We start from the raw sequence: 22,885 nt of genomic DNA, 5'->3' as shown, positions 1-22,885 counted from the left end.
TTTTTCCATGACAGCGAGCGACGACTAAAAACTATTACGCCTGGTGGCTGGTAACGTAGTCGATTGCTGCTTGTACAGTAGTGATCTTCTCAGCTTCTTCGTCAGGGATTTCGGTCTCGAATTCCTCTTCCAGAGCCATCACCAGCTCAACGGTGTCAAGGGAGTCGGCACCCAGGTCTTCAACGAAGGAAGCAGTGTTGACCACTTCTTCTTCTTTAACGCCCAGTTGCTCAGCAACGATTTTCTTGACGCGCTCTTCGATGGTGCTCATACCTTGTTTTCACTCCTAATGGACAAATTCAGGCAGCTGGCCAGTGGGTAAGTGTATAGAAAGACTTTTCAGTTTTTCAACTGAAAGCTTCACTCCTCAAACCCCGCGGCCCTCTGCCTATAAATAGATTGCAGCTTTATAACGGATTTTAGACAGCTCGTATGACATTTTTTTGAAGCAATCCGTCACATTTAACTCATGTACATCCCGCCGTTCACCGGGATTGTAGCCCCAGTAACGTAAGCCGCACCGTCGGATGCAAGAAAAGCGACCACAGACGCGATCTCTTGAGCTTGCCCCAGACGACCCAGCGGAATCTGCGTCTGCAAGGCTTCACGCTGCGCCTCGGGCAGTTCGCGGGTCATATCGGTGTCGATGAACCCTGGGGCCACCGAGTTTACCGTAATCGAACGCGAACCGACTTCACGCGCCAGTGCACGGCTGAAACCTTCCAGACCGGCCTTGGCGGCAGCGTAGTTTACTTGGCCTGCGTTGCCCATGGCACCCACAACCGAGCCAATACTGATAATTCGTCCCCAACGGGCTTTGGTCATACCGCGCAAAACGCCCTTGGACAGGCGGAACAGACTGTTCAGGTTGGTATCGACGACGTCATGCCATTCGTCATCTTTCATCCGCATCATCAGGTTATCGCGGGTGATGCCGGCATTATTGACCAGGATCGCCGGCGCACCGAATTGCTCCTGAATGCTCGCCAGTACGGCCGCCACGGACTCGTCGCTGGTGACATTAAGTTCCAGGCCAGTGCCCTGAATACCGTTTTCTTTCAGGGTAGCGGCGATACGCTCGGCACCCGAAGCGGAGGTCGCGGTGCCGACAACGATGGCACCCTGACGACCCAGCTCCAGGGCGATAGCCTGGCCGATACCACGACTGGCGCCAGTGACCAGTGCAACTTTACCTTGCAGACTCATGCAAGCTTCTCCTTGTTCAGGCCAGCGCTGCACGGGCGGCAGCGAAAGCGTCTGGGGTATTGAGGTTAGAGGTCGACACGCCTTCGGCGCAACGCTTGTTCAGACCGGCAAGTACTTTGCCAGGGCCGCACTCGACCAGTTCGGTCGCACCCTTGGCAGCCAGCGCCTGGACCGACTCGACCCAGCGTACAGGCTTGTAGAGCTGTTCAAGCAAATCGCGCTTGAGGGTTTCCAGATCAGCCGGCACGTCGGCACTGACGTTCTGTACCACAGGGATCTGCGGCGCTTGCCAGTCGATCGCTGCGATCGACTCGGCGAATCGCTCGGCGGCCGGGCGCATCAGCTCGCAGTGGGACGGCACGCTGACCGGCAACGGCATGGCGCGCTTGGCACCACGAGCCTTGCAGCCTTCGATGGCGCGCTCCACCGCAGCCTTGGCACCGGCGATCACTACCTGACCCGGGGAGTTGAAGTTGACCGCGCTGACCACTTCGCCCTGCGCCGCTTCGGCACAGGCTGCCAGCACGTCAGCATCGTCCAGACCGAGGATCGCGGCCATGCCACCCTGCCCGGCCGGAACGGCTTCCTGCATCAATTGACCGCGACGCTCTACCAGTTTCACTGCGTCGCCCAGGCTCAGGCTGCCCGCAGCCACCAGGGCGCTGTACTCGCCCAGGCTGTGACCGGCAACGTAAGCCGGGCGCGCGCCGCCTTCAGCCAGCCACAGACGCCACAAGGCGATCGAGGCGGTCAGAATGGCCGGCTGGGTTTTATCGGTTTGATTGAGTTGCTCTTCCGGCCCTTGCTGGGTCAGTGCCCACAGGTCGTAACCCAGAGCATCGGAAGCTTCTTTGAATGTTTCGAGGACCACCGGATGTTGCGCGCCCAACTCGGCCAGCATGCCGAGGGACTGCGAACCCTGTCCTGGAAAGACGAATGCGAGGGAAGCAGACATGTAACAAGCCCCTAATGATCTTGTCGTCGGAAAATTGACGTCCCGCTTGAGGAACGCAAGAAACTGACAGTTGGATGGCCAATTGAACTGAGCGGTCACATTTAAGCATTGTCCGACGAAAACGCCTAAGGCAACAAATCCTCCAGGCGCCCATGAAGCCGTTCCGGCAAGTTTTCCTGGATTTCGATCAAGGCGCGCTGAATTGCACTCTGGAAGCCTTGAACCCCCGCCGAACCGTGACTTTTCACGACAATTCCCTGCAAACCGAGGAAACTTGCACCGTTGTGCCGCGCAGGTGCCAGCTCGGCCTGCAAGCGCTTCATCAACGGCAACGCCAAAGCACCAACCACTTTCGAGGCGAAATTTTTCTTGAACAAGGCCTCGATGCGCCCGGCAATCATGGTCGCCAGACCTTCGCTGGACTTGAGCAGTATATTGCCGACAAAGCCATCACACACCACCACATCCGCCTCGCCACGGTACAAACCGTCGCCTTCGACAAAACCGATGTAGTTGAGCCCGCGCGCGCCTTGCAGCAAGGTTGCCGCCAACTTGACCTGTTGATTGCCTTTGATGTCTTCGGTGCCGATATTCAGCAGCGCGACCCGCGGGCGAACGACGCCCAGGGTTTCTGCCGCGACCGACCCCATCACCGCAAACTGCAACAGATGCTCAGCACTGCAATCAACGTTGGCTCCCAGATCGAGCAATTGGCAGTAACCTTTCTGCGTCGGTATGGCCGCGATCATCGCCGGCCTATCGATGCCCGGCAAGGTCTTGAGCACGAACCGTGACAACGCCATCAGCGCACCTGTATTGCCGGCACTGACGCAGGCCTGGGCCTTGCCATCGCGCAGCAACTCCAGCGCCACGCGCATTGACGAGTCGGGCTTGCCACGCAAGGCCTGGGCTGGCTTTTCGTCCATGGTGATGACTTCGGACGCCGGCGCTATCGACAGGCGCGCGCGATCCACCGCCGAATGGCTGGCAATCAATTCTTCAAGAAGGGAGGGTTGACCGACAAGGGTCAGGTGCAGCGAGGGCGTAGCAGACAGACAAGCAAGGCTGGCCTGAACAATGCTGCGGGGACCGAAGTCCCCGCCCATTGCGTCAATCGCGATGACTTGAGCGGACAAGGATTACTCGTCAGCGCCCTTGTCGATCACTTTACGGCCACGGTATACGCCTTCTGGCGATACGTGGTGACGCAGGTGAACTTCACCGGTGGTTTTTTCTACAGACAGGGTGCTAGCCTCGAGAGCGTCGTGCGAACGACGCATGTCACGGGCAGAGCGGGATTTTTTGTTCTGCTGAACAGCCATAATTGATTAACTCCTAAACGTTTGGGTCACGCTTTAACTGCGCCAATACACTGAACGGGTTGGACCGCGTTACCTCGTCCTCGCTCGGTTCGGGCTCATCTGCTCCCGCCGGCTGCTGGCATTCTTCCGGATGATGAGCAGGCACAATGGGCAAGGCGAGCAGAAGCTCCTCCTCGATCAGTGACTGCAGATCCAAAGGATCTTCGCCCAGTTCCAGCACGTCATAACCTTTCGGCAACGACTGGGTATTCGCACCCTCCTTCACCACAGCATAACTGCATTCGCTATGGATCGGCAGGGTGACCAGCTCAAGACAACGCTGGCAAACCATTTTGACTTCGGTGTCGATAAAGCTGTGGATTACCACAGACTTACGTTCATCTCGTTCAAAAACGAATTTGGCCTGCACCGTACCGACATTGTCGGAAAGCGGGTCGCAGAGTCTCTCCAAATCGGCCAGCAGCATTTCACCTTGAAGGGTGGTGCCACGGTCAGCCAATTTGCGCGGGTCAACGTGAGGTGGAATCGGGTCATTCAACATAGGCGCAGCATTATAGGGATGCCCCCGGCCATGTCAAAGGAAATTCAGCCCTGTCCGTCACTTGGAAGCCTCGCTAGAATTCGCCCCTGCCCTTTGGAGATGCGCATGCTGCCTTTATTACTCGCTTCAAGCTCGGTTTATCGCCGGGAATTGCTGGCCCGCTTGCAGCTGCCGTTTACTTGCAGCTCGCCGGATATCGACGAAAGCCATCGCCCGGACGAGTCAGCCATCGAACTGGTAAAACGCCTCGCCGAAGAAAAAGCCCGCGCACTGGCAGCCAGCCATCCCGCCCATCTGATCATCGGCTCGGACCAGGTCGCAGTACTTGGCGAGCGGATCATCGGCAAACCTCACACCTTCGAAAAGGCCCGCGAACAGCTGCTGGCATCCAGCGGCGCCAGCGTGACCTTCCTGACCGGGCTGGCATTGCTCAACAGCCAGACAGGCGACTGCCAGGTCGATTGCGTACCCTTTACCGTGCACATGCGCGCGCTCGACCCGGCACGCATCGAACGCTACCTGCGCGCCGAACAGCCCTACGACTGCGCTGGCAGCTTCAAGGCCGAAGGTTTGGGGGTGAGCCTGTTTCAAAGCACCGAAGGCCCTGACGCCACGAGCCTGATCGGCCTGCCGCTGATTCGCCTGGTCGACATGTTGTTGGCCGAAGGCGTGCAGATACCCTGAACCGTATCCGTGTAGCAGCTGGCGCTCGCACAAAAAACCGGCCACGAGGGCCGGTTTCGATATGCAGCCAAGCGATCAACGCAACGACGGCCCCTGGAAGCCCATCCACATCGCCAAATGCTCAGCCACGCTGGCACCGAGCTTTTTCGAGAAGCGATCGAACGGCGACTCCTCGATAGTAAAGTCCACCATCTCTTTCTCACCAATCACGTCACGCGCCACCGAACTGGCATTCCCCAGACCATCGATCAAGCCAAGCGGCAATGCCTGCTCACCCGACCAGACCAGCCCGGAGAACAACTCCGGATGCTCTTTGTCCTTGAGACGATCGCCACGCCCCTTCTTGACGCTACTGATGAACTGCTGATGAGTGGTATCGAGCACGCCCTGCCAGAATTCGGTTTCCGCAGGTTTCTGAGGCTGGAACGGATCGAGGAACGATTTGTGCTCACCGGAGGTGTAGGTACGACGCTCGACACCCAACTTCTCCATGGTGCCGACAAAACCGTAACCCGCCGCCGTCACACCAATGGAACCCACCAGACTCGCCTTGTCGGCGTAGATCTGATCCGCCGCGCTGGCGATGTAATAGGCACCGGAAGCCCCCAGATCCGAGATCACCGCGTAAACCTTGGTATCCGGATGCAGGCCGCGCAAACGACGGATCTCGTCGTAGACATAACCCGACTGCACCGGACTGCCGCCCGGGCTGTTGATCCGCAGGATCACACCCTTGACCTTCTTGTCCTCGAAGGCTGCACGCAGACTGCCGACGATATTGTCAGCACTGGCCGGCTCTTTCTCGGCAATCATGCCGGTTATATCGATCAGCGCCGTGTAACCAGAACCGCGAGTAGCGCTTTTTTCCACATCCATCAGCGGCGTGAACAAGAACAACGCAACCAACACATATGCAAAGGTCAGCAGCTTGAAGAAAATCCCCCAGCGACGGGACCGGCGATGCTCCTGCACACTGGCCAGCAGAGCCTTTTCCAGCAGCTTCCAGCTTTTCTCGTCACCGCTCTCTGCGCTCGCTTTGGCGGGCGCTTTCCATTCGTCGGTCATGACATTTACCCCAGCAAAAAACCGTTAAGCCCGCTGACTCAGCCAGGCATGCAATTCTGAAAAACGATCAATGGTCAGTCGCGGCTCGAACAGTTTCAACGCGTCAATCGATTGCGCGCCATAGCTGACCGCCACCGAATCCATGCCGGCATTGCGCGCCATCTGCAGATCGAAGGACGAATCCCCGACCATCAGCGCCTGCTCCGGGCGAACCTCGCAATGGGCGAGGATTTGCTCAAGCATCAACGGATGGGGCTTGCTGGCCGTTTCATCGGCCGCACGGGTGACATCAAAATAATCTTCCCAGCCGCGGGCTTTCAGCACCCGGTCCAGCCCACGCCGCGCCTTGCCGGTGGCAACCGCCAGGTGATAGCCGTCAGCACGAAACGCTTCCATCGACTCGAGCACGCCCTCGAACAACGGCGAAGGAACAGCCTCCGCCGCAATGTAGTGTTCCGCATAATAATCACGGAACGCCATCAGCTCGCCATCGCCGATCTCGGGATACAAGGTGCGAATCGCTTCCGGCAATCCGAGTCCGATAATGCCTTTGACGGCAAAATCATCGCGTAACGGGAAGCCGGAGCGCTCGGACGCCACGTGCATTGCCTCGACAATCCGACCAATGGAGTCTGCGAGCGTACCGTCCCAATCGAAAATCAGCAGTTTGTAATCAGATGGGTGCACTCAATCGCTCCACGGTCCTGGCCCACATCTCGTCGACAGGGGCCTGCAATTTCAGCTCTCCGCCGTCCGGCAGCGGCACAGTCAGCATGTAGGCGTGCAGGAACAGGCGCTTGCCACCCAGATCGCGAATCTCCTTGCTGAAGCCCTCATCGCCGTACTTGGTATCACCGGCAATGCAATGCCCGGCATGTAGAGTATGGACGCGGATCTGGTGAGTCCGGCCGGTAATCGGCTTGGCCTCGACCATGGTGGCAAAGTCGCCGAAGCGGCGCAGGACCTTGAACACGGTCACGGACTCCTTCCCCTCCTCCTCGTCGACCTCGACCATGCGCTCGCCGGAGCGCAGATTACTCTTGCCCAGCGACGCACGGACCTGCTTGATCGAGGCCGCCCAGTTACCACGGACTAGCGCCATATATCGCTTATCGACGCCATCGCCGCGCAATGCCGTGTGCAAGTGGCGCAACATGCTGCGCTTCTTGGCGATCATCAACAGCCCGGACGTATCACGATCGAGACGGTGAACCAGTTCGAGCTCCTTGCAATCGGGACGCAGCTGACGAAAGGCTTCGATCACCCCGTAAGTCAGGCCGCTACCACCATGAACCGCGATGCCGCAAGGCTTGTTGATCACGATCAGCGCCTTGTCTTCGTAGACAATCGAAGCCTCAAGCCGCTGCAGCAACCCCTGGGCCAGCGGCACAAGCTCGTCGCGCTCAGGCACGCGAACCGGCGGCACGCGCACGATATCGCCCGCCTGCAGCTTGTATTCGGGCTTGATCCGACCTTTGTTCACCCGCACTTCGCCTTTGCGCAAAATGCGGTAAATCAAGGTCTTGGGCACGCCTTTGAGCCGAGCGAGAAGGAAATTATCAATACGTTGGCCGGCATATTCCGGCGAGACCTCAAGCAGTTGTACGCCTGGGGTCGAAGGGGCAGTAGTCGTCATGGCGCGGATGATAACAATTTTTTATGGAATTGAAGCACTTAATCATTGCTGCTATAGTCGCGAACGCCGCCAAAAGTGGCCTGGACAGCGGACTAACGGTCAAAAACCGGCCCTGACCAACGCAATTCACGAGGACGAGAGGCCGTCCTACGGGGCTTTCGCTACGTAACGGCAGAGTTTTCAGTTGTAACAAGCGCAGGTGACATAAGGCCTGAATCATGCCGCAAAGCAGAGTTTTCACTCGCCTTCCGAGCAAATATTCACGGCCAGTTCACAAAGTGCAGTCAGCTGCGAACGACCCCGAGCGAAGGCTTCGGAAACAACGCCTAAATTAGCCATGATGCGTGACCTCCCCTTTCGGAGCTCACGGTAAATGCCAACCCGCTGCGGATTCTGCGCGCGGCAGCACCCGAATTATCAGGGATACGTGTAGGGTGGAGATGCACAACCGCTGGACTGTGTAGCAATAGGCTTTATCAAGACGCTTCATCTCGTCCACAGCCGCCGGTTGATTCCTCCTCCTGACTGAGTGCTTAAGTAGCCACAGCAAGCAGGACGCGTACGTCGCGACACCGGCCCAATTGGTCGGGGTTCGCTAGACACTGGAGTGGCCAACCACTCCTGACGCACCTGACACCGACCGTGAGAAGTCGTGTGTGCCGAACGCCGTTTCCGGCAGCCCGGAAACCGACGGTACTACATGAAAAGAATGCTGATTAACGCAACTCAACCCGAAGAGTTGCGTGTTGCACTGGTAGATGGCCAGCGCCTCTACGACCTGGACATCGAATCCGGTGCACGCGAGCAGAAGAAGGCCAACATCTATAAAGGCCGGATTACTCGCATCGAACCAAGCCTCGAGGCTGCCTTTGTCGATTTCGGCTCTGAGCGCCACGGCTTCCTGCCCCTCAAAGAAATCTCCCGCGAATACTTCAAGAAAGCCCCCGAAGGCCGCGTCAACATCAAGGACGTCCTGAGCGAAGGCCAGGAAGTCATCGTTCAGGTCGAAAAAGAAGAACGTGGCAACAAGGGCGCCGCCCTGACCACCTTCATCAGCCTGGCCGGTCGTTACCTGGTGCTGATGCCGAACAACCCGCGTGCCGGCGGTATCTCCCGTCGCATCGAAGGTGAAGAGCGCAACGAACTGCGTGAAGCCCTGAATGGCCTGGTTGCCCCGGCCGACATGGGTCTGATCGTTCGCACTGCCGGCCTTGGCCGCAGCAGCGAAGAAATGCAGTGGGACCTCGACTACCTGCTGCAACTGTGGACCGCCATCAAAGAAGCTTCGCTGGATCGTTCCGCGCCATTCCTGATCTACCAGGAAAGCAACGTGATCATCCGCGCCATCCGCGATTACCTGCGCCAGGACATCGGCGAAGTGCTGATCGACAGCGTTGAAGCCCAGGACGAAGCCCTAACCTTCATTCGCCAGGTGATGCCGCAGTACGCCAGCAAGATCAAGCTGTACGAAGACAGCGTTCCGCTGTTCAACCGTTTCCAGATCGAAAGCCAGATCGAAACCGCCTTCCAGCGTGTCGTCGAACTGCCTTCCGGCGGCTCCATCGTCATCGATCCGACCGAAGCCCTGGTGTCCATCGACATCAACTCGGCGCGCGCCACCAAAGGCAGCGACATCGAAGAAACCGCCCTGCAGACCAACCTTGAAGCCGCCGAAGAAATCGCCCGTCAGTTGCGCCTGCGCGACATCGGCGGCCTGATCGTCATCGACTTCATCGACATGACCCCTGCCAAGAACCAGCGCGCCGTGGAAGAGAAAGTCCGCGAATGCCTGGAAGCCGACCGCGCTCGCGTGCAAGTCGGTCGCATCTCGCGCTTCGGCCTGCTGGAAATGTCCCGTCAGCGCCTGCGTCCATCGCTCGGCGAAAGCAGCGGCATCGTCTGCCCGCGTTGCAACGGCACCGGCATCATCCGTGACGTTGAATCGCTGTCGCTGGCGATCCTGCGCCTGATCGAAGAAGAAGCCCTGAAAGACCGTACCGCCGAAGTTCGCGCACAAGTGCCAATCCCGGTGGCTGCGTTCCTGCTCAACGAAAAACGCAACTCGATCACCAAGATCGAACTGCGCACCCGTGCCCGCATCGTCATTCTGCCGAACGATCACCTCGAAACGCCGCACTTCGAAGTTCAGCGTCTGCGCGATGACAGCCCGGAAGCCAGCATCAACCAGTCCAGCTACGAAATCGCTGCCGCCGCTGCCGAAGTCGAAGAAGTCCAGCCAGCCGCCGCGACCCGCACCCTGGTTCGCCAGGAAGCCGCGGTCAAGACCGCTCCGGCCCGCGCCAACGCTCCGGTTCCAACCGAAGTCGTCGCCGCTCCGGTGGCTGCACCGGCCGCCGCGCCTGAGCCAAGCCTGTTCAAAGGCCTGGTGAAGTCGCTGGTCAGCCTGTTCGCGACCAAGGAAGAGCCTGCCGCGCCGGTTGTGGTTGAAAAGCCAGTCACCGAACGCCCTGCTCGCAACGAAGAGCGTCGCAACGGTCGTCAGCAGAGCCGCAACCGTAACGGTCGCCGCGATGATGAACGCAAGCCTCGTGAGGAACGAGCACCGCGTGAAGAACGCGCACCACGTGAGCCGCGCGAAGCCCGCGAAGAAGCTCCGGCAGTCGCCCGCGAAGAACGCGCTCCACGTGAAGAGCGTGCACCACGCGCCCCTCGTGAAGAACGTGCACCGCGCGCCCCGCGTGAAGATCGCAAGCCTCGTGGAGAGCGCGAAGAACGCCCGGTTCGTGAACTGCGTGAGCCTCTGGATGCCGCTCCGGCCGCCGCTGCCAACGCTGAAGAGCGTCCGGCCCGTCAGCCACGCGAAGAACGCGCTCCACGCCCACCGCGTGAAGAACGTCAACCACGCACCGAGCAAGCCGCTGCCGCCGTTGCCGAAGAAGAGTTGCCAGCCAACGAAGAGCAACTGCAGGAAGACGGTCAGGAAGGCGCCGAAGGCGATCGTCCACGCCGCCGCTCCCGTGGCCAGCGTCGTCGCAGCAACCGTCGTGAACGTCAACGCGATGCCAATGGCAACGTGATCGAAGGTTCGGAAGAGTCCGAATCCGCCGAAGCGCCAAGCACTGCCGATCTGGCCGCCGGCCTGGCGGTTACCGCTGCCGTTGCCAGCTCCGTGATCAGCGCGCCTGCCGAAGCACAAGCCAACGAGCAAGCCGAACGCGCTACTGCCGCCACACTGGAAACTGCTCCAGTTGAAGCGCCAGTGGTTGAAGCGACCACGCCAGTAGCCGTCACCGCCGCTCCGGAAATCGAAGTGGCACCGGTTCGTGAAGCACAGCCTGAAGTTGAAGCTGCCGCTGAACCGTCCGTCGTCGCTGAACCAGTGGCTGCTACCGAGCCTGTGGTTGAAGCGCCGGCTGAACCGGTGCGTGAAGCTCGCGAAGAACAAACCACGTTCAACTGGGTTGCCGAGCCACCTGTAGCGGTCGAAGCTCCAGCGCCAGTCGCTGAAGCTCCGGTTGCTGAAGCCATGGTCTCCGAGCCTGTGGCTGCTGCTGCCGAGCCTGCTCCAGCGGTTGTTGAAGCGCCGATTGTTGCCGAAGAGGCTGCACCGGTGGCTGAAGCCGCCCCTGTCAGCGCTCTGACCCCAAGTGGCCGTGCGCCGAACGACCCGCGTGAAGTACGTCGTCGCAAGCGTGAAGCCGAGCGTCTGCAGAAAGAAGCCGAACTGGCTGCCGCTGCTGCTCCGGCCGCTGCCGAGCCAGCACCGGTTGTTGCTGAAGTCGTCGAGGCAGTCCCTGCCCCGGCCGCTGAAGTCGCTGCCGAACCGGCTGAATCCGTGATCGACGAAGCACCGCGCTCCGTTCAAGAAGCGGTAGAGCAACACGAGCAAGCCCAGGAAAAAGAGCACGAGCCTAAACCCCTCGTCTAATTCCATCGGCCACTAAAAAGCCCCGCCTGGTGATCCAGGCGGGGCTTTTTTTGCTTATAGAAATTGAAGCCTGTCGCTACCTGGCAACGGTTTATTGCCGAGGCGATTGCGTTCCTCGCTAAACACCCGCTTAAATACTTGTAAGCAAGTATTACGAAAGGGCTGTGCAACGTGCAGAATAGAGCGGTGCAGGGCTCAAAGCAGGTCCTGCCACGGCCCGAAAACCTTCGGCCCGTTATGGAGCAAAGAGTGCGTGACTATGGAAATTGCTGAACTGGACGCTTTCAAAGCGATTGTTGACTACGGCAGCGTCACACAGGCAGCGATCAGGTTAAACCGCGCTCAATCCAGTATTTCCTTCCGCATCAAGACACTCGAATCACGGCTCGATACCAAGCTGTTTGAACGCTCCGGTCGCGGTATCACGATGACGGCGCAAGGCAAGGAGCTCTATGCCTACGCCTCACAAATCCTCGAACTGGTTGCTCGCGCTCAAGCCAGCCTGAGCCAGACAAAAACCGAAACACGGGTGCGTTTGGGGGTCATCGAAAACCTCACTATTACTCGCCAGAGCCTGTTGCAAAGCATCGTTGCCAATCCCGACGGGCTGGCAGTGGATGTCAGCATTGGAAATACACAGTCGCTGCTCAAGGATCTTGAGGCCGGCAAGCTCGACGCAGTGATTGTCGGCGCAGGCTTTGCACCTTCGCATTATCGCCGGGTAACGCTGTTCAACGATCCGCTGGCCTTGATCTACAGCGCAGCACACCCCGCCATCCAGGACCTGAAAGCGTTCAGTGGCCAAGTGTTCCTGGTCAACAGCCGGCGCAGCGCTTCGCAACGTAATCTCGACGAACTATTCATGATGGGCAATATCACCCCGGAAAAAATCATCGAATGCGGCTCTTATCCGCTGTTGTTTTCTAATGTGATCAACGGCGTGGGCGTTGCCCTGGTGCCGTTGTCACTGGTCGATTCGTGCTGCCGCAGTGACCAGGTGCAAACATATTTCCTGAGTGGTTCATATGCCTCGCTGACCACCGAATTCGTGTTTTTCGATCACCCTGGCAAACCAGCCCCCAGAGCGCTTGCGCAATGGGTGCTGGACTTCGAAAAACCGGCCCGCTTACCGCTGACGGAAAGGTAACGGGCCGGGCCCCCGTCAGCAGTTACACGATTGCCGCACCACCTCGTCCTCGAAGAGGTTGGACAGTTGCAGTCCATCCTCCTGACTGCTCGCCCGAATGACGTCACCGTGCTGCAACTCGAAGGCATCCTTGTCGGTGCTTAACGAGGCACCGAGCAAAACATAGTGAACCGTACCGGGCTCGCAAAGCTCTTCATGCTGGAACAACAGGGCTTCGAGTTCACGTTTGGCAAACATCAACTGATCCAGCCCTAATAGCGACTGTTTGTCCCACACGGTTTCACCACGCCGGACAATCGAACTCCTCACCACTGAGTAGCGCGGTGGTTCTGCGATCACCAGCTCGTGGCACAACGCGGTATTGCGCAACTTGGAGAGACCAGCCAGCCCGGGTTGAGTGTGACGCAGCACCGGGTCAGAAAAGTCCACCGCCAAGGTGTAACCGATATAGCGGGGGTTTCGGCAGTCGTCGATGAGGTACACACAGGCATACTCGATCTCGATTCCCGCGCCACTGGCATGACACGGTGACTTGATCGCCCGGGAAGCGGCCACCAACCCTTTGCCGTTACCTTTGTAGTACCAGTCCGGCGAGGACCTCTGGGGCATGGGCAGACCATTGACCGAGCGATGCGTGTAACCAAAACCGCTCACCATGCACACGGCATCCCGTGCGGGCCGCAGCGGCACGTTAAAGGTCATCAATGAAAGCGCTTCAAGCGGCACCGCTACCAAGGACAAGTTGCTTTTGAATTGCTCCCAGGATTGCTTGCTACGCATGAATCGCACAGCCAACGCCTGAGAACTTTCGGCATCTTCGACCTGCCAGACCGTAGCCGATGCCCCCTTGCCCTGCACAACCCCCACCCACCGCACACCGTGACGGTCGACCGAATCGATGATTCTGTCCATCAAGCCGCCTCCGTGCGCAGTACCACCGGTGCCCGCCTTTTAATGGAACAGAGGATCACCCCAAATACAATCAGCACCAGACTGACCAGGTGATAGGCGTGCAGTTGCACGTCGAGGAACACGATACTGAACAGCCCACCAGACAGTGGCACCAAGTGAGTGAAGATCTCACCACGGGTGGCACCGATTTCACCGATGCCTTTGCTCCAGAACAAGTACGACAGCCAGGACGGGAAGATCACCAGATACGCCAGGCCCAGCCACGGTGCAGCGCCCTGCCCCAGGTTGAACGTCAGATCAGGGTGCAACACCCAAATACCCAGGCTGAACGGAATCAGGCACAGCGCCCCCACCACCGCGCAATACGTCACGAACGCATTGCCGGCGATGTTTTTTGGCTTCGTCCGCAAAAAGGAGCAATAGACAGCCCAACTGGCAGCCGAGGCCATGGTCCAGAAATCGCCTTTGTTGAAGCCTTCCAGGAAGCTCAAGTCGGACAGATGCCCCATCGTCACCAGCCAGAACACACCCACCGTACTGATGACCACCCCAAGCATGTTCGACCTGGAGATGAAATCACTGAAAACGAAACGGTTGAGGGCCAGTACCAGACACGGCGTGGCCGACAGGTAAATCGCCGCATTCAACGAACTGGTGTATTGCAAGCCGATATATAAGGTCAGCGGAAATATAACTTGGCCACAGATCGCCAACATAACCAGGGTCAACCATGACTTACGTGCAGCCGGCAAACTGGCGATCACGGCTTTATAGTTAACCAGCAGTAGTAAAGCGCTGGTAATCAGCCATCGAAGTTGCGACAGCAGCACCGGATCAACGTCCACCACCATCAACTTTCCGACGACATAATTACCGCCCCAGAACACGGCAGCGAGTGAAAGTAATAAGTATGGCATTGACGCCTCCGTTAGATCTTCTTCATTAACATGAAAGAGGCTCCGTCGAACTCGACTTCCCCTTGCAGATGGAACAAGTCTTGATACACAGACAGTTGCGTCTGCAACACATCCGTAATGGGCACCAACAACAGTGCCTGCGTCGCCAGCACCCGGGCCAGTTCATTGACATAGACTCGGCAAGGCTCGGCCTCGACAGGCGAACTGTTGGCGACAATCAGTGAGTAACCCAATCGACGGCGATAGTGAAAGTCGCCGGCCGAGGCGAATGGCAACCTCGAAAAATCCAGATCGGCGCGCAACCTGAGCTGCTTATGGCCGTAGTCCTGAGCCCACTGTAAGTGATGGGCAAACGGCTGCCGGGAACTGGAAATGACATCCAGGCTGTGCTGGCCGAACGCTTGAAGCTGAGCGTTATCGGATGGGGCAATCAGCAATACGGACTTTTTGCCCGGCGTGTCGAGATACTCCGCCAGTGGTGCCGGCAATGTCGGCGTCTCGCGCTTCGGGCTGTCACGGTAGATCATCAACCAGTCCGAATTGATCGCGGCCCAATCGCTGACTTGCAGCGTCTGCTCGATCGACGGCTGGTAGGTTTCCATGAGGTGAGCCTTGAACGGCAGGTATTGCAGGATCTTTCCCTGATCGCCAACGATGGAATAATCGCCGACCCATGTATTGAGGAAGGAACGGATTCCGACGATGCTCGCCTTACCCAGGTAATCCGCGTTCCAGCCCACAATCGCTTCACGCCCGACCCACGCGTAATCGCACAGTCGCACCGGTGGCAGGCGCGTCATCGCGACAGTCCGCGAGCCGATGGAGAGCCGACCATACGGGTCATGGTCCTGACGCAGTAACTGACTTCCCGGCGATAGCCAGACACCATCGCCTATATCCACATCGCCGCCGGCATTGACCGCAGCGTTACGACCAAAACGCACATACTGTCCAATCTTGATCGAAGGCAAATCCTGCGCCGAGTGATCGAGCTGATGATCGGCATGGGGGTGGCTGAAATACGCACCGTTTTCAAAATGAGTGGGCGAAATCAGGTGTTCTCCGACCTGCTCCTTGATGAGCAGCGGTGAGCCACTGGTATTGACCGAAAAGTGCTTCGGGGACAAACCGAAGTCGTCACCCAGTTCTTTCAAACGTTCTCCAAAAGTGACCCCGAACTTGATCTCGTCGCGATGACAACTAATTGTTTGCGACGCTTTTCTAAGTTCTCGAAGTGTTTTGACATAACGCGGAACAGGTTGAGAAACATCTGCAGAACTTAATGCCCGCTCCAATGCCCCCAACTCCTGAATATCACTATCCAGCTCCAAAGGACTGACACTGACCGACGCATCCATATAGTGCTTTATCATCTAGGCTCTTTTTCTAATGAGTACTGACCGGATGTTCACCCTAACTGTGAACGCCACACACCATATGATCGTATGTCGGATAGAACCCGCTGAATAACGAGTTTTATATCTGGCACCCATCGATAAATACGAATGGGCGAAAGGAAGAGCCGATTATTCCGAGGAAAGTGCGAATGCAACCTCGCTGACAACCGTTATTGAAAAACCAGCGTCTCAGGCACATCCACATCCCATAACACCCCGGGATCCTCCACCGCCACCTCGACCACCCTCGCCTGTACGAATAGCGACTTGGCGCCTTGATCACCTGTCAACGCCATTAATTCCGGACCAAAGCTTCGCCCGAACCCCACTGGGTGCCCATATTGCCCCTCATGTACCGGCACGCTGATGGCATCATCCGCAACATTCGCAGCAACCTGCTCAATGCTGGACGGCAGGATAAACGGCATATCCCCCAGCATGATCAGCCAGCCATCGAGTTGCGAGCATGCCGCCACACCCGCCGCAATGCTGTCGCCCAGCCCCGTCGACTCGATCCGCACGATCTCGCAACCATAGGCCTGCGCCATGCGAATCACTTGCGGGCGCTCCGCCGTGGTCACCAGCACGCGTTTCTCAAGCGCGGCCGGCAGATTCACCAGCACCTGCTCGATCACCGAGTGCACGGTGACGCCGTCACGAGCGGTGCAATCCACCAGCAGCTTGTCCTTATCGTCACCCGCCACCTGTCGAAACCGACTGCCCTGCCCGGCGGCCATCACGATAACCCCAATGGAGTCGCTCATACGCTCTCCTGTAACGGCCTCTTCTGTTTCAGCCCGACGCCGTTCTTGATCGCCACAATTTCGGCCAGCAGCGACAAGGCGATTTCCGCCGGTGTATGGCTGCCGATGTGCAAACCGATCGGCCCGTGCAAGCGCTCGATGGCCTGTGGTGACAAACCTAGCTGAGCCAGGTTGTCCCGGCGCTTCTGGCTGTTGACCCGCGAGCCCAGCGCGCCGACATAAAATGCCTTGGAGTCCAGCGCCGTGAGCAGCGCCATGTCATCCAGGCGCGGATCGTGGGTTAGCGCGACGATGGCGGTGCGTTCGTCAGTCTGGATGGTCAGCACCGCCTCATCGGGCATGCCCGGGACGAAGCGACCGTGTTGCTCTTCCCAGCCGTAGACGAACTCGGTGCGCGGATCGCAGATCAGCACTTCGAAATCCAGCAGCCGCGCCATCTCGGCGACATACCGTGATAGCTGCCCCGCGCCGACCAGCAGCAACCGCCAACGCGGGCCGTAAATGGCACGCAGTGTGTTGCCGTCAAAACTCAGCACATCGCTCTTGTTCGCCGGCTGCAAAATCACTTCACCGGTCGCAATATCCAGCGAGCGAGCCACGATTTCATGCGCCTCGCAGCGCGCCAGCAATTGGGCGACCCACGCCGGATCGCCGACGCGCTCCTCGGTCAGGCGCAACGTGCCGCCGCACGGCAAACCAAACCGTGCAGCCTCCTCACGGGTGACGCCATAAGTAATCAACTGCACCGGCGGCCCATCGGCCGGGATACGGCCATCGTGCAGCCGGGCAATCAGGTCATCCTCGACACAGCCACCGGACACCGAACCAATCACCACGCCGTCTTCACGCAAGGCCAGCATGGCACCCGGTGCCCGGGGCGCGGTGCCCCAGGTCTGGACCACGCTGTACAACATCACCCGCTGACCGGCGCGGCGCCATTGCAGCACGCTGCGCAGGACGTTCAGATCGACGCTGTCCATCAGGCTTCAGCCTTTTGCCAGCCTTGCAGCTGATAGCGCACCGGCAGGTTACGGATGCGCTTGCCGGTGGCAGCGAATATCGCGTTGCACAGCGCTGGCGCAATCGGCGGCACGCCCGGCTCACCGACTCCGCCCAACGGTACATTGCCCGGTGGCGTGACCAGGTGCACGGCGACTTCCTTCGGCGCCAGCGACATGCGCGCCACCTCGTACATGTGGAAGTTGTCCTGCTGAACCTTGCCCTCCTTGAAGCTGATTTCCCCCAACACCGCGTTGCCCAGGCCCATGACGCAGGCGCCTTCGAACTGCGAGCGAATCCGCTCGGGATTGATCTGGGGGCCACAGTCCACGGCGACGTCGGCCTTGTGCACGATCAAGGTGCCATCGTCTTTGACTTCGACTTCGATCACCGCCGCCACATAAGTGACAAAGCTGTAATGCACCGCCAGGCCCAGGCCTCGCCCCTTGGGCAACTCACGCCCCCAACCGGCGGCTTTGGCAGCAGTTTCCAGCACGGTGCGCATCCGTGCGGTATCGATCGGATAACGCTCGGGAGATTCGCCGTAGTTCCATTCTTCACTCAAGGTGCGCGGATCGATCTGACGGTCCGGGCCAAGCAACTTGATCTGGTACTTGAGCGGATCCTGGCCAGCCTTGTGGGCCAGTTCATCGACAAAGCTCTGAATCGCAAAGCCGTGGGGAATGTTCGACACCGAACGATACCAGCCGACCCGCGTGTGGACCGCCGCTTCAGGGTTCTCCAGGCGCACGTTGGGGATCGCATACGCCATGTTGGTAAAGCCCATGCCCAGCTCGAAAGCCGCCTCATGGTTCATACCCGGCGCGAACAGCGCGGTGATGCTCGGCGCCACCGTGCGGTGCAGCCAGCCAGATGGCAGGCCGTCCTTGTTCAGGCTGGCCTTCAGGTATTCGGCAGACACGGTGTGGAAATACGAGTGGTGGATGTCGTCTTCACGGGTCCATTGCACCCGCACCGCCTTACCCGGGAACTCCTTGGCCAGGATCGCCGCCTCGATGATGAAGTCCGGCTTGGATTTGCGACCGAAACCGCCGCCGAGCAAGGTGACATTGAACGTGACGTTATCGAATGGAATGCCGAGGCGCTCGCCGATCCGTTCGCGGGTGACCTGCGGCGCCTGGCTTGGGGCCCAGGCTTCGCATACGCCGTCCTTGAAACGGGCAATGGCGACCATCGGCTCCATCGGCGATTGCGTCAGGTGCGGCAGGTAATAGGATGCTTCCAGGGTACTGTCGGCAGCGCTCAAAGCCTGGTCAATGTTGCCGGTATTGCGCACCACTTTGCCAGGTTCAAGGGACGCTGCCTCAAGTTCCTTGCGGTAGGCGATCGAGTCGTACCTGGCGTGAGGGCCGTCATCCCACTCGATTGTCAACGCTTCGCGGCCCTTGATCGCCGCCCAGGTATTGCTGGCCACCACGGCCACACCACCCAGGGGCTGAAACTCGGACGGCAGCGGACGACTTTCGACTTGCAGGACCTTGATCACCCCCGGGACTTTCATCGCGGCGCTGGCGTCGAAGGATTTGACCTTGCCGCCATAGACCGCTGGACGCGCGATGGTGGCAAAGAGCATACCGTCGAAACGCACATCGGCGCCGTAGACCGCGCGACCATTGACGATGTCCGCACCGTCGATGGCCTTGGTGCCTTCTTTGCCGATGTAACGGAATTCCGAGGGCTGCTTGAGCCGCAGGCTATCGCGGGCCGGCACCGCCAGCTCACTGGCAGCGGCGGCCAACGCGCCGTAGCCCAGTTCGCGACCGGTCGGTTGGTGAATGACTTTATGCAGTTGCGCGCGGCACTCGCTGACCGGCACTTTCCATTGCTCGGCAGCGGCTTGCTCAAGCATGGTCCGCGCGGCGGCACCACAACGGCGCATCGGTTCGTACCAGTGACGCATGCTGCGCGAACCGTCGGTATCCTGGTTGCCGAAGCGTACTTCGTCACCTGGTGCCTGTTGCACTTTCACCTGCGCCCAGTCGGCGTCCAGCTCATCGGCCACCACCATGGTCAAGCTGGTGCGCACGCCCTGGCCCATTTCCGAGCGGTTGCAAACCACGGTCACACTGCCATCGGCGGCGATGCTGACGTAAACCTTAGGATCATCGATCCAGCCGTTGGGCATGCCATCGGCGCCGAACTTCTTCTCTTTCTCGGCGGCAAGCGCGTCCTGCCAGCCCCAACTGGCTGCCAGCACCAGCGCACTGGTGGCGCCCACACCTTTCAGGAAACCGCGGCGGCTGAGGTTGCTCAGTGCAAAATCATTCGGTAGCGGGTTCATGCCTTGGCCTCCTTCAGGTGAGCGGATGCCTGACGAATGGCGGTCTTGATCCGGTTGTAGGTGCCGCAACGGCAAATATTGCCGACCATCGCCTCTTCAATCTGCTCGTCGCTGGGGTTCGGGTTGGTTTTCAGCAACGCGGTGGCCGACATGATCTGCCCGCCCTGGCAGTAACCGCACTGGGCCACGGCGCTGTCGAGCCAGGCCTGCTGGACGACTTTGCCAACCGGGTCGGCGTGCAGGTTGTCGATGGTGCTGACGTTCTGGCCGACTACCGAGCCGATTGGTGTGATGCAACTGCGCGCCGGCGCGCCGTCGATATGAATGGTGCAGGCACCGCATAGCCCCATGCCGCAGCCGAATTTGGTGCCGTTATAACCGGCCACGTCACGGATCGCCCAGAGCAGCGGCATGTCCTCGGTGACATCGAGTTGATGATCTTGACCATTGAGTTTCAGGGTAATCATGGGCACGCCCGCATAGTTATAGAGGTTATGGGGTCGAGCAATCTGCCGCTTGGGGTTGGCGGTTCACTACACGCAGATCGACTCAGGCTAACAGGCTCTCTTATGCGGACGGTGACGTCTGCACCGGGCCTTTGGTGGAGCAAATGCTTTCATCGTTAGGTCGCTAAGTTAACCCAGCATTAACAAAAAAGCCCTGCACAATGGACGTTGTGCAGGGCTTTGGAATCAACCTTGAAAGCGTAGCCTCAATACCGGTTGGGCTCCATTTCCAGGTCGACGTGGAAACGTTCTGAAATGTCTTTTTGAATATGCTGCGCCAGATTCAGCAATTGCAGGCCCGTTGCGGTGCCGTAGTTGACCAGCACCAGCGCCTGTAATTTATGCACGCCGGCATCACCGTCGCGAAAGCCTTTCCAGCCGGCCCGCTCGATCAGCCAGCCCGCTGCCAGTTTCATTTGCCCGTCGGGTTGCGCATACGCCACCAGATCCGGGTATTCACCCTTGAGTTGCGCCACGAGTGCAGCTGACACCAACGGATTCTTGAAGAAGCTGCCGGCATTACCGAGCACCGCCGGGTCCGGGAGCTTTTCGTTGCGAATGCTGCAAATGGCCTGGCTGACATCGGTGGGCGTCGGGTGATCGATGCCCAGCGACGTCAGGCGCTGGCGAACCGGGCCGTATTCCAGATGCAGGTGCGCGGTGCGCGTGAGGGTGAAACGCACCCGCAGAATCACCCACCGCCCCGGTTCCTGTTTGAACAGGCTGTCGCGGTAGGCGAAGTTGCACTCGGCCAGCGTGAAGTCCCGCAGCTCGCCGGTCTGGCGATCGAGGGCCGTCAGGCCGGCAAAAATATCCTTTATCTCGACGCCGTAAGCGCCGATGTTCTGCATCGGTGCGGCGCCCACGGTGCCGGGAATCAGGCTTAGGTTTTCCAGTCCCGACAACCCTTGCGCCAACGTGTGTTGTACAAACGGATGCCACGGCTCGCCCGCCTCGGCTTCGATCACCACCTGATTGCCGTCATCGCTCAGCAGACGAATGCCCCGTGTGGCCATGCGCAGTACCAGTGCCTGGACATCAGCAGTCAGCAGCAAATTGCTGCCGCCACCGATCACCAGCACGGGGACCTCATGTTCCGCCCCATAGGCCAGAGCGTCACGCACGTCGGCGTCGCTATGAGCCTCGGCAAACAACCGCGCCTGAACGTCCACGCCAAAGCTGTTGAACGGCTTGAGCGAAACCTGGGGTTGTACCTGCAAACTCATAACCGTCCCTTCAATTCGATCACCAGTAGATCGCTGGCGCGCTCGATCAGGTCCAGTACCTGTTCGAAGCCTTGGTCGCCGTCGTAATAAGGATCCGGCACTTCATCGATTTGCGACTGATAGCGACGCAGGAACAAATCCAGCTCGGCCTTGCCCTTGGCTGGTTGCAAGGCCTTGAGGTGGCGCAGGTTACTGTTGTCCATCGCCAGAATCAGGTCGTAGGTGGCGAAGTCGGCGCGGGTCACTTGCTGAGCGCGCTGGGCGGACAGGTCGTAGCCACGCAGTTTCGCCGCGGCCTGGCTGCGCTTGTCCGGGGCCTTGCCGACGTGCCAGTCACCGGTGCCGGCAGAAGCCACTTCGACTTGCCCGGCCAGCCCCGCCTCATGCAGTTTGTGCCGCAATACGCCTTCGGCCGTGGGGGAACGGCAGATGTTGCCCAGGCAGACGAACAGAACCCGCATCAGGCCTCCAGCAGGCGACGAACGCGCTCGAGGTCTTCAATCGTATCGACACCGGTGGGTGGTGCGATCAGCGCGTCGGCGACGTGAATCCGCACGCCGTGCCAGAGCGCCCGCAGCTGTTCCAGAGATTCGGTGTTTTCCAGCCAGCACGGGCCCCAGGTGACGAAGTCCTGCAGGAAACCTGCGCGATAGGCGTAAATGCCGATGTGGCGGCGATACGGCACACCTTCCGGCATTTGCTCGCGGCTTTTGGCGAACGCGTCCCGAGCCCATGGCAAGGTGGCACGACTGAAGGTCAGTGCCAGGCCATTGAGGTCACTGACCACTTTGACCACGTTGGGGTTGAACAGGGTTTCCACGTCTTCGATCGTCTCGGCCAACGTGGCCATGCGCGCTTCGGTGTGGGCGGCCAGGTTGGCGGCGACCTGATCGATCACGCTCGGCGGAATCAACGGCTCGTCGCCCTGGACGTTGACCACAATGGCGTCCGGGGCCAGGCCCAGTTTCGCCGCGACTTCGGCCAGACGGTCAGTGCCGGAATTGTGGTCTTCGCGCGTCAGCACCACTTCGGCACCAAAACCTTTGCAGACCTCGACGATACGCGCATCGTCGGTAGCCACAACAATTCGCTGGGCGCTGCTTTTGCTCGCCTGTTCCCAGACGTGCTGGATCATCGGCTTGCCGGCGATCAGCAGCAGCGGTTTGCCCGGCAGGCGGGTGGAGGCAAAACGTGATGGGATGACAACGGTAAAGGCTGTAGTCATTTGTCCAGACGCTCGTCGGTGGTCAGGGTGCGCGCTTCAGTTTCGAGCATCACCGGGATGCCGTCGCGAATCGGGTACGCGAGACCGGCGCCCTTGCTGATCAGCTCGGTTTTGTCGGCGCTGAGCTTGAGCGGGCCTTTGCAGACCGGGCAAGCGAGGATATCGAGCAATTTGGTGTCCATGAACATTCCC

Annotated in this window: 23 protein-coding genes; 3 read left to right on the top strand and 20 right to left on the bottom strand. The window is 59.3% G+C overall.

Annotation, left to right across the window (positions count from 1 at the left end; genetic code table 11):
* Positions 1 to 34 precede the first annotated feature (34 nt).
* The 6 genes from acpP to QMK51_RS08190 all read right to left on the bottom strand — a co-directional run bounded on the left by acpP (position 35) and on the right by QMK51_RS08190 (position 4,024).
* Entirely contained in the window at positions 35 to 271 is a 237-nt protein-coding gene (gene acpP / locus QMK51_RS08215; RefSeq protein ID WP_003175607.1) for an acyl carrier protein, read from the bottom strand.
* A gap of 191 nt (positions 272 to 462) precedes the next feature.
* On the bottom strand, positions 463 to 1,206 hold the full coding sequence (gene fabG / locus QMK51_RS08210) for a 3-oxoacyl-ACP reductase FabG (protein ID WP_007942004.1): 744 nt from the start codon (positions 1,204 to 1,206) through the stop codon (positions 463 to 465).
* Between the two features lie 16 nt (positions 1,207 to 1,222).
* Complete coding sequence (gene fabD / locus QMK51_RS08205; protein WP_258699620.1) at positions 1,223 to 2,161, bottom strand: ACP S-malonyltransferase; 939 nt, start codon at positions 2,159 to 2,161, stop codon at positions 1,223 to 1,225.
* Positions 2,162 to 2,286: 125 nt separating this feature from the next.
* Entirely contained in the window at positions 2,287 to 3,297 is a 1,011-nt protein-coding gene (gene plsX / locus QMK51_RS08200) for a phosphate acyltransferase PlsX (RefSeq protein ID WP_320393703.1), read from the bottom strand.
* 3 nt (positions 3,298 to 3,300) lie between these two features.
* Positions 3,301 to 3,483, bottom strand: coding sequence for a 50S ribosomal protein L32 (rpmF, locus tag QMK51_RS08195; protein WP_003179396.1), 183 nt, complete (start codon positions 3,481 to 3,483; stop codon positions 3,301 to 3,303).
* 13 nt (positions 3,484 to 3,496) lie between these two features.
* The gene (locus tag QMK51_RS08190) at positions 3,497 to 4,024 is read right to left on the bottom strand and encodes a YceD family protein (RefSeq protein WP_007942001.1); all 528 of its coding nucleotides are present in this window, start codon (positions 4,022 to 4,024) and stop codon (positions 3,497 to 3,499) included.
* A 105-nt stretch (positions 4,025 to 4,129) separates the two neighbouring features.
* Here QMK51_RS08190 and QMK51_RS08185 point away from each other — a divergent pair, with 105 nt between their 5' ends.
* Complete coding sequence (locus QMK51_RS08185; RefSeq protein ID WP_320393702.1) at positions 4,130 to 4,708, top strand: nucleoside triphosphate pyrophosphatase; 579 nt, start codon at positions 4,130 to 4,132, stop codon at positions 4,706 to 4,708.
* A gap of 75 nt (positions 4,709 to 4,783) precedes the next feature.
* Here the strand turns inward: QMK51_RS08185 and QMK51_RS08180 are convergent, their stop codons facing one another.
* The 3 genes from QMK51_RS08180 to rluC are packed head-to-tail and all read right to left on the bottom strand — an operon-like array spanning position 4,784 to position 7,409.
* Complete coding sequence (locus tag QMK51_RS08180) at positions 4,784 to 5,773, bottom strand: S49 family peptidase (protein WP_320393701.1); 990 nt, start codon at positions 5,771 to 5,773, stop codon at positions 4,784 to 4,786.
* A gap of 24 nt (positions 5,774 to 5,797) precedes the next feature.
* Entirely contained in the window at positions 5,798 to 6,460 is a 663-nt protein-coding gene (locus QMK51_RS08175) for an HAD-IA family hydrolase (protein ID WP_320393700.1), read from the bottom strand.
* Complete coding sequence (gene rluC, locus QMK51_RS08170) at positions 6,447 to 7,409, bottom strand: 23S rRNA pseudouridine(955/2504/2580) synthase RluC (protein WP_320393699.1); 963 nt, start codon at positions 7,407 to 7,409, stop codon at positions 6,447 to 6,449. The genes QMK51_RS08175 and rluC overlap by 14 nt, the downstream gene beginning before the upstream one ends.
* A gap of 700 nt (positions 7,410 to 8,109) precedes the next feature.
* Between rluC and rne the strand changes: the two genes are divergently transcribed.
* Both rne and QMK51_RS08160 read left to right on the top strand, forming a co-directional pair.
* Positions 8,110 to 11,298 carry a ribonuclease E gene (rne, locus tag QMK51_RS08165; protein WP_320393698.1) on the top strand — a complete coding sequence of 1,063 codons (3,189 nt, stop codon included), beginning with the start codon at positions 8,110 to 8,112 and terminating at the stop codon, positions 11,296 to 11,298.
* Between the two features lie 106 nt (positions 11,299 to 11,404).
* Positions 11,405 to 12,445: a LysR family transcriptional regulator gene (locus QMK51_RS08160; protein ID WP_320393697.1), complete on the top strand. Its 1,041-nt coding sequence runs from the start codon at positions 11,405 to 11,407 to the stop codon at positions 12,443 to 12,445.
* Positions 12,446 to 12,460: 15 nt separating this feature from the next.
* On the opposite strand, the gene QMK51_RS08155 is transcribed toward QMK51_RS08160, so the two are convergent.
* The 11 genes from QMK51_RS08155 to QMK51_RS08105 form a co-directional block, all read right to left on the bottom strand.
* Positions 12,461 to 13,357 carry a hypothetical protein gene (locus QMK51_RS08155; RefSeq protein ID WP_320393696.1) on the bottom strand — a complete coding sequence of 299 codons (897 nt, stop codon included), beginning with the start codon at positions 13,355 to 13,357 and terminating at the stop codon, positions 12,461 to 12,463.
* A complete protein-coding gene (locus tag QMK51_RS08150; RefSeq protein ID WP_320393695.1) occupies positions 13,357 to 14,274 on the bottom strand; it encodes a DMT family transporter in 918 nt (305 codons plus the stop codon). The genes QMK51_RS08155 and QMK51_RS08150 overlap by 1 nt, the downstream gene beginning before the upstream one ends.
* 11 nt (positions 14,275 to 14,285) lie before the next feature.
* On the bottom strand, positions 14,286 to 15,647 hold the full coding sequence (locus QMK51_RS08145; RefSeq protein ID WP_320393694.1) for a hypothetical protein: 1,362 nt from the start codon (positions 15,645 to 15,647) through the stop codon (positions 14,286 to 14,288).
* Between the two features lie 194 nt (positions 15,648 to 15,841).
* Positions 15,842 to 16,435, bottom strand: coding sequence for a nucleotidyltransferase family protein (locus tag QMK51_RS08140; RefSeq protein ID WP_320393693.1), 594 nt, complete (start codon positions 16,433 to 16,435; stop codon positions 15,842 to 15,844).
* A complete protein-coding gene (locus QMK51_RS08135; RefSeq protein ID WP_320393692.1) occupies positions 16,432 to 17,415 on the bottom strand; it encodes an XdhC family protein in 984 nt (327 codons plus the stop codon). Before QMK51_RS08135 ends, QMK51_RS08140 begins: the two co-directional genes overlap by 4 nt.
* A complete protein-coding gene (locus QMK51_RS08130) occupies positions 17,415 to 19,736 on the bottom strand; it encodes a xanthine dehydrogenase family protein molybdopterin-binding subunit (RefSeq protein ID WP_320393691.1) in 2,322 nt (773 codons plus the stop codon). Before QMK51_RS08130 ends, QMK51_RS08135 begins: the two co-directional genes overlap by 1 nt.
* The gene (locus QMK51_RS08125) at positions 19,733 to 20,203 is read right to left on the bottom strand and encodes a (2Fe-2S)-binding protein (RefSeq protein ID WP_320393690.1); all 471 of its coding nucleotides are present in this window, start codon (positions 20,201 to 20,203) and stop codon (positions 19,733 to 19,735) included. Before QMK51_RS08125 ends, QMK51_RS08130 begins: the two co-directional genes overlap by 4 nt.
* A 245-nt stretch (positions 20,204 to 20,448) precedes the next feature.
* Positions 20,449 to 21,468: a UDP-N-acetylmuramate dehydrogenase gene (murB, locus tag QMK51_RS08120; RefSeq protein WP_320393689.1), complete on the bottom strand. Its 1,020-nt coding sequence runs from the start codon at positions 21,466 to 21,468 to the stop codon at positions 20,449 to 20,451.
* The gene (locus QMK51_RS08115) at positions 21,465 to 21,929 is read right to left on the bottom strand and encodes a low molecular weight protein-tyrosine-phosphatase (RefSeq protein WP_258699605.1); all 465 of its coding nucleotides are present in this window, start codon (positions 21,927 to 21,929) and stop codon (positions 21,465 to 21,467) included. The genes murB and QMK51_RS08115 overlap by 4 nt, the downstream gene beginning before the upstream one ends.
* Positions 21,929 to 22,693: a 3-deoxy-manno-octulosonate cytidylyltransferase gene (gene kdsB, locus QMK51_RS08110; RefSeq protein WP_258699604.1), complete on the bottom strand. Its 765-nt coding sequence runs from the start codon at positions 22,691 to 22,693 to the stop codon at positions 21,929 to 21,931. Before kdsB ends, QMK51_RS08115 begins: the two co-directional genes overlap by 1 nt.
* Complete coding sequence (locus QMK51_RS08105) at positions 22,690 to 22,875, bottom strand: Trm112 family protein (protein ID WP_007945752.1); 186 nt, start codon at positions 22,873 to 22,875, stop codon at positions 22,690 to 22,692. The genes kdsB and QMK51_RS08105 overlap by 4 nt, the downstream gene beginning before the upstream one ends.
* Positions 22,876 to 22,885 lie beyond the last annotated feature (10 nt).

The sequence above is a fragment of the Pseudomonas sp. P9_31 genome, from assembly GCF_034008235.1.
GTDB lineage: Bacteria > Pseudomonadota > Gammaproteobacteria > Pseudomonadales > Pseudomonadaceae > Aquipseudomonas.
This window is presented reverse-complemented; position numbering and strand designations above follow the sequence as displayed.

What these genes read in the sequence shown, in the direction of transcription:
- rne (WP_320393698.1), top strand. Translation starts at nt 8,110, where the DNA reads ATGAAAAGAATGCTGATTAACGCAACTCAACCCGAAGAGTTGCGTGTT.
- QMK51_RS08130 (WP_320393691.1), bottom strand. Translation starts at nt 19,736, where the DNA reads ATGAACCCGCTACCGAATGATTTTGCACTGAGCAACCTCAGCCGCCGC.
- fabG (WP_007942004.1), bottom strand. Translation starts at nt 1,206, where the DNA reads ATGAGTCTGCAAGGTAAAGTTGCACTGGTCACTGGCGCCAGTCGTGGT.
- murB (WP_320393689.1), bottom strand. Translation starts at nt 21,468, where the DNA reads ATGAGTTTGCAGGTACAACCCCAGGTTTCGCTCAAGCCGTTCAACAGC.
- QMK51_RS08105 (WP_007945752.1), bottom strand. Translation starts at nt 22,875, where the DNA reads ATGGACACCAAATTGCTCGATATCCTCGCTTGCCCGGTCTGCAAAGGC.
- QMK51_RS08145 (WP_320393694.1), bottom strand. Translation starts at nt 15,647, where the DNA reads ATGATAAAGCACTATATGGATGCGTCGGTCAGTGTCAGTCCTTTGGAG.
- QMK51_RS08115 (WP_258699605.1), bottom strand. Translation starts at nt 21,929, where the DNA reads ATGCGGGTTCTGTTCGTCTGCCTGGGCAACATCTGCCGTTCCCCCACG.
- QMK51_RS08150 (WP_320393695.1), bottom strand. Translation starts at nt 14,274, where the DNA reads ATGCCATACTTATTACTTTCACTCGCTGCCGTGTTCTGGGGCGGTAAT.
- rpmF (WP_003179396.1), bottom strand. Translation starts at nt 3,483, where the DNA reads ATGGCTGTTCAGCAGAACAAAAAATCCCGCTCTGCCCGTGACATGCGT.
- fabD (WP_258699620.1), bottom strand. Translation starts at nt 2,161, where the DNA reads ATGTCTGCTTCCCTCGCATTCGTCTTTCCAGGACAGGGTTCGCAGTCC.
- QMK51_RS08140 (WP_320393693.1), bottom strand. Translation starts at nt 16,435, where the DNA reads ATGAGCGACTCCATTGGGGTTATCGTGATGGCCGCCGGGCAGGGCAGT.
- acpP (WP_003175607.1), bottom strand. Translation starts at nt 271, where the DNA reads ATGAGCACCATCGAAGAGCGCGTCAAGAAAATCGTTGCTGAGCAACTG.
- kdsB (WP_258699604.1), bottom strand. Translation starts at nt 22,693, where the DNA reads ATGACTACAGCCTTTACCGTTGTCATCCCATCACGTTTTGCCTCCACC.
- QMK51_RS08180 (WP_320393701.1), bottom strand. Translation starts at nt 5,773, where the DNA reads ATGACCGACGAATGGAAAGCGCCCGCCAAAGCGAGCGCAGAGAGCGGT.
- QMK51_RS08190 (WP_007942001.1), bottom strand. Translation starts at nt 4,024, where the DNA reads ATGTTGAATGACCCGATTCCACCTCACGTTGACCCGCGCAAATTGGCT.
- QMK51_RS08125 (WP_320393690.1), bottom strand. Translation starts at nt 20,203, where the DNA reads ATGATTACCCTGAAACTCAATGGTCAAGATCATCAACTCGATGTCACC.
- QMK51_RS08135 (WP_320393692.1), bottom strand. Translation starts at nt 17,415, where the DNA reads ATGGACAGCGTCGATCTGAACGTCCTGCGCAGCGTGCTGCAATGGCGC.
- QMK51_RS08155 (WP_320393696.1), bottom strand. Translation starts at nt 13,357, where the DNA reads ATGGACAGAATCATCGATTCGGTCGACCGTCACGGTGTGCGGTGGGTG.
- QMK51_RS08185 (WP_320393702.1), top strand. Translation starts at nt 4,130, where the DNA reads ATGCTGCCTTTATTACTCGCTTCAAGCTCGGTTTATCGCCGGGAATTG.
- rluC (WP_320393699.1), bottom strand. Translation starts at nt 7,409, where the DNA reads ATGACGACTACTGCCCCTTCGACCCCAGGCGTACAACTGCTTGAGGTC.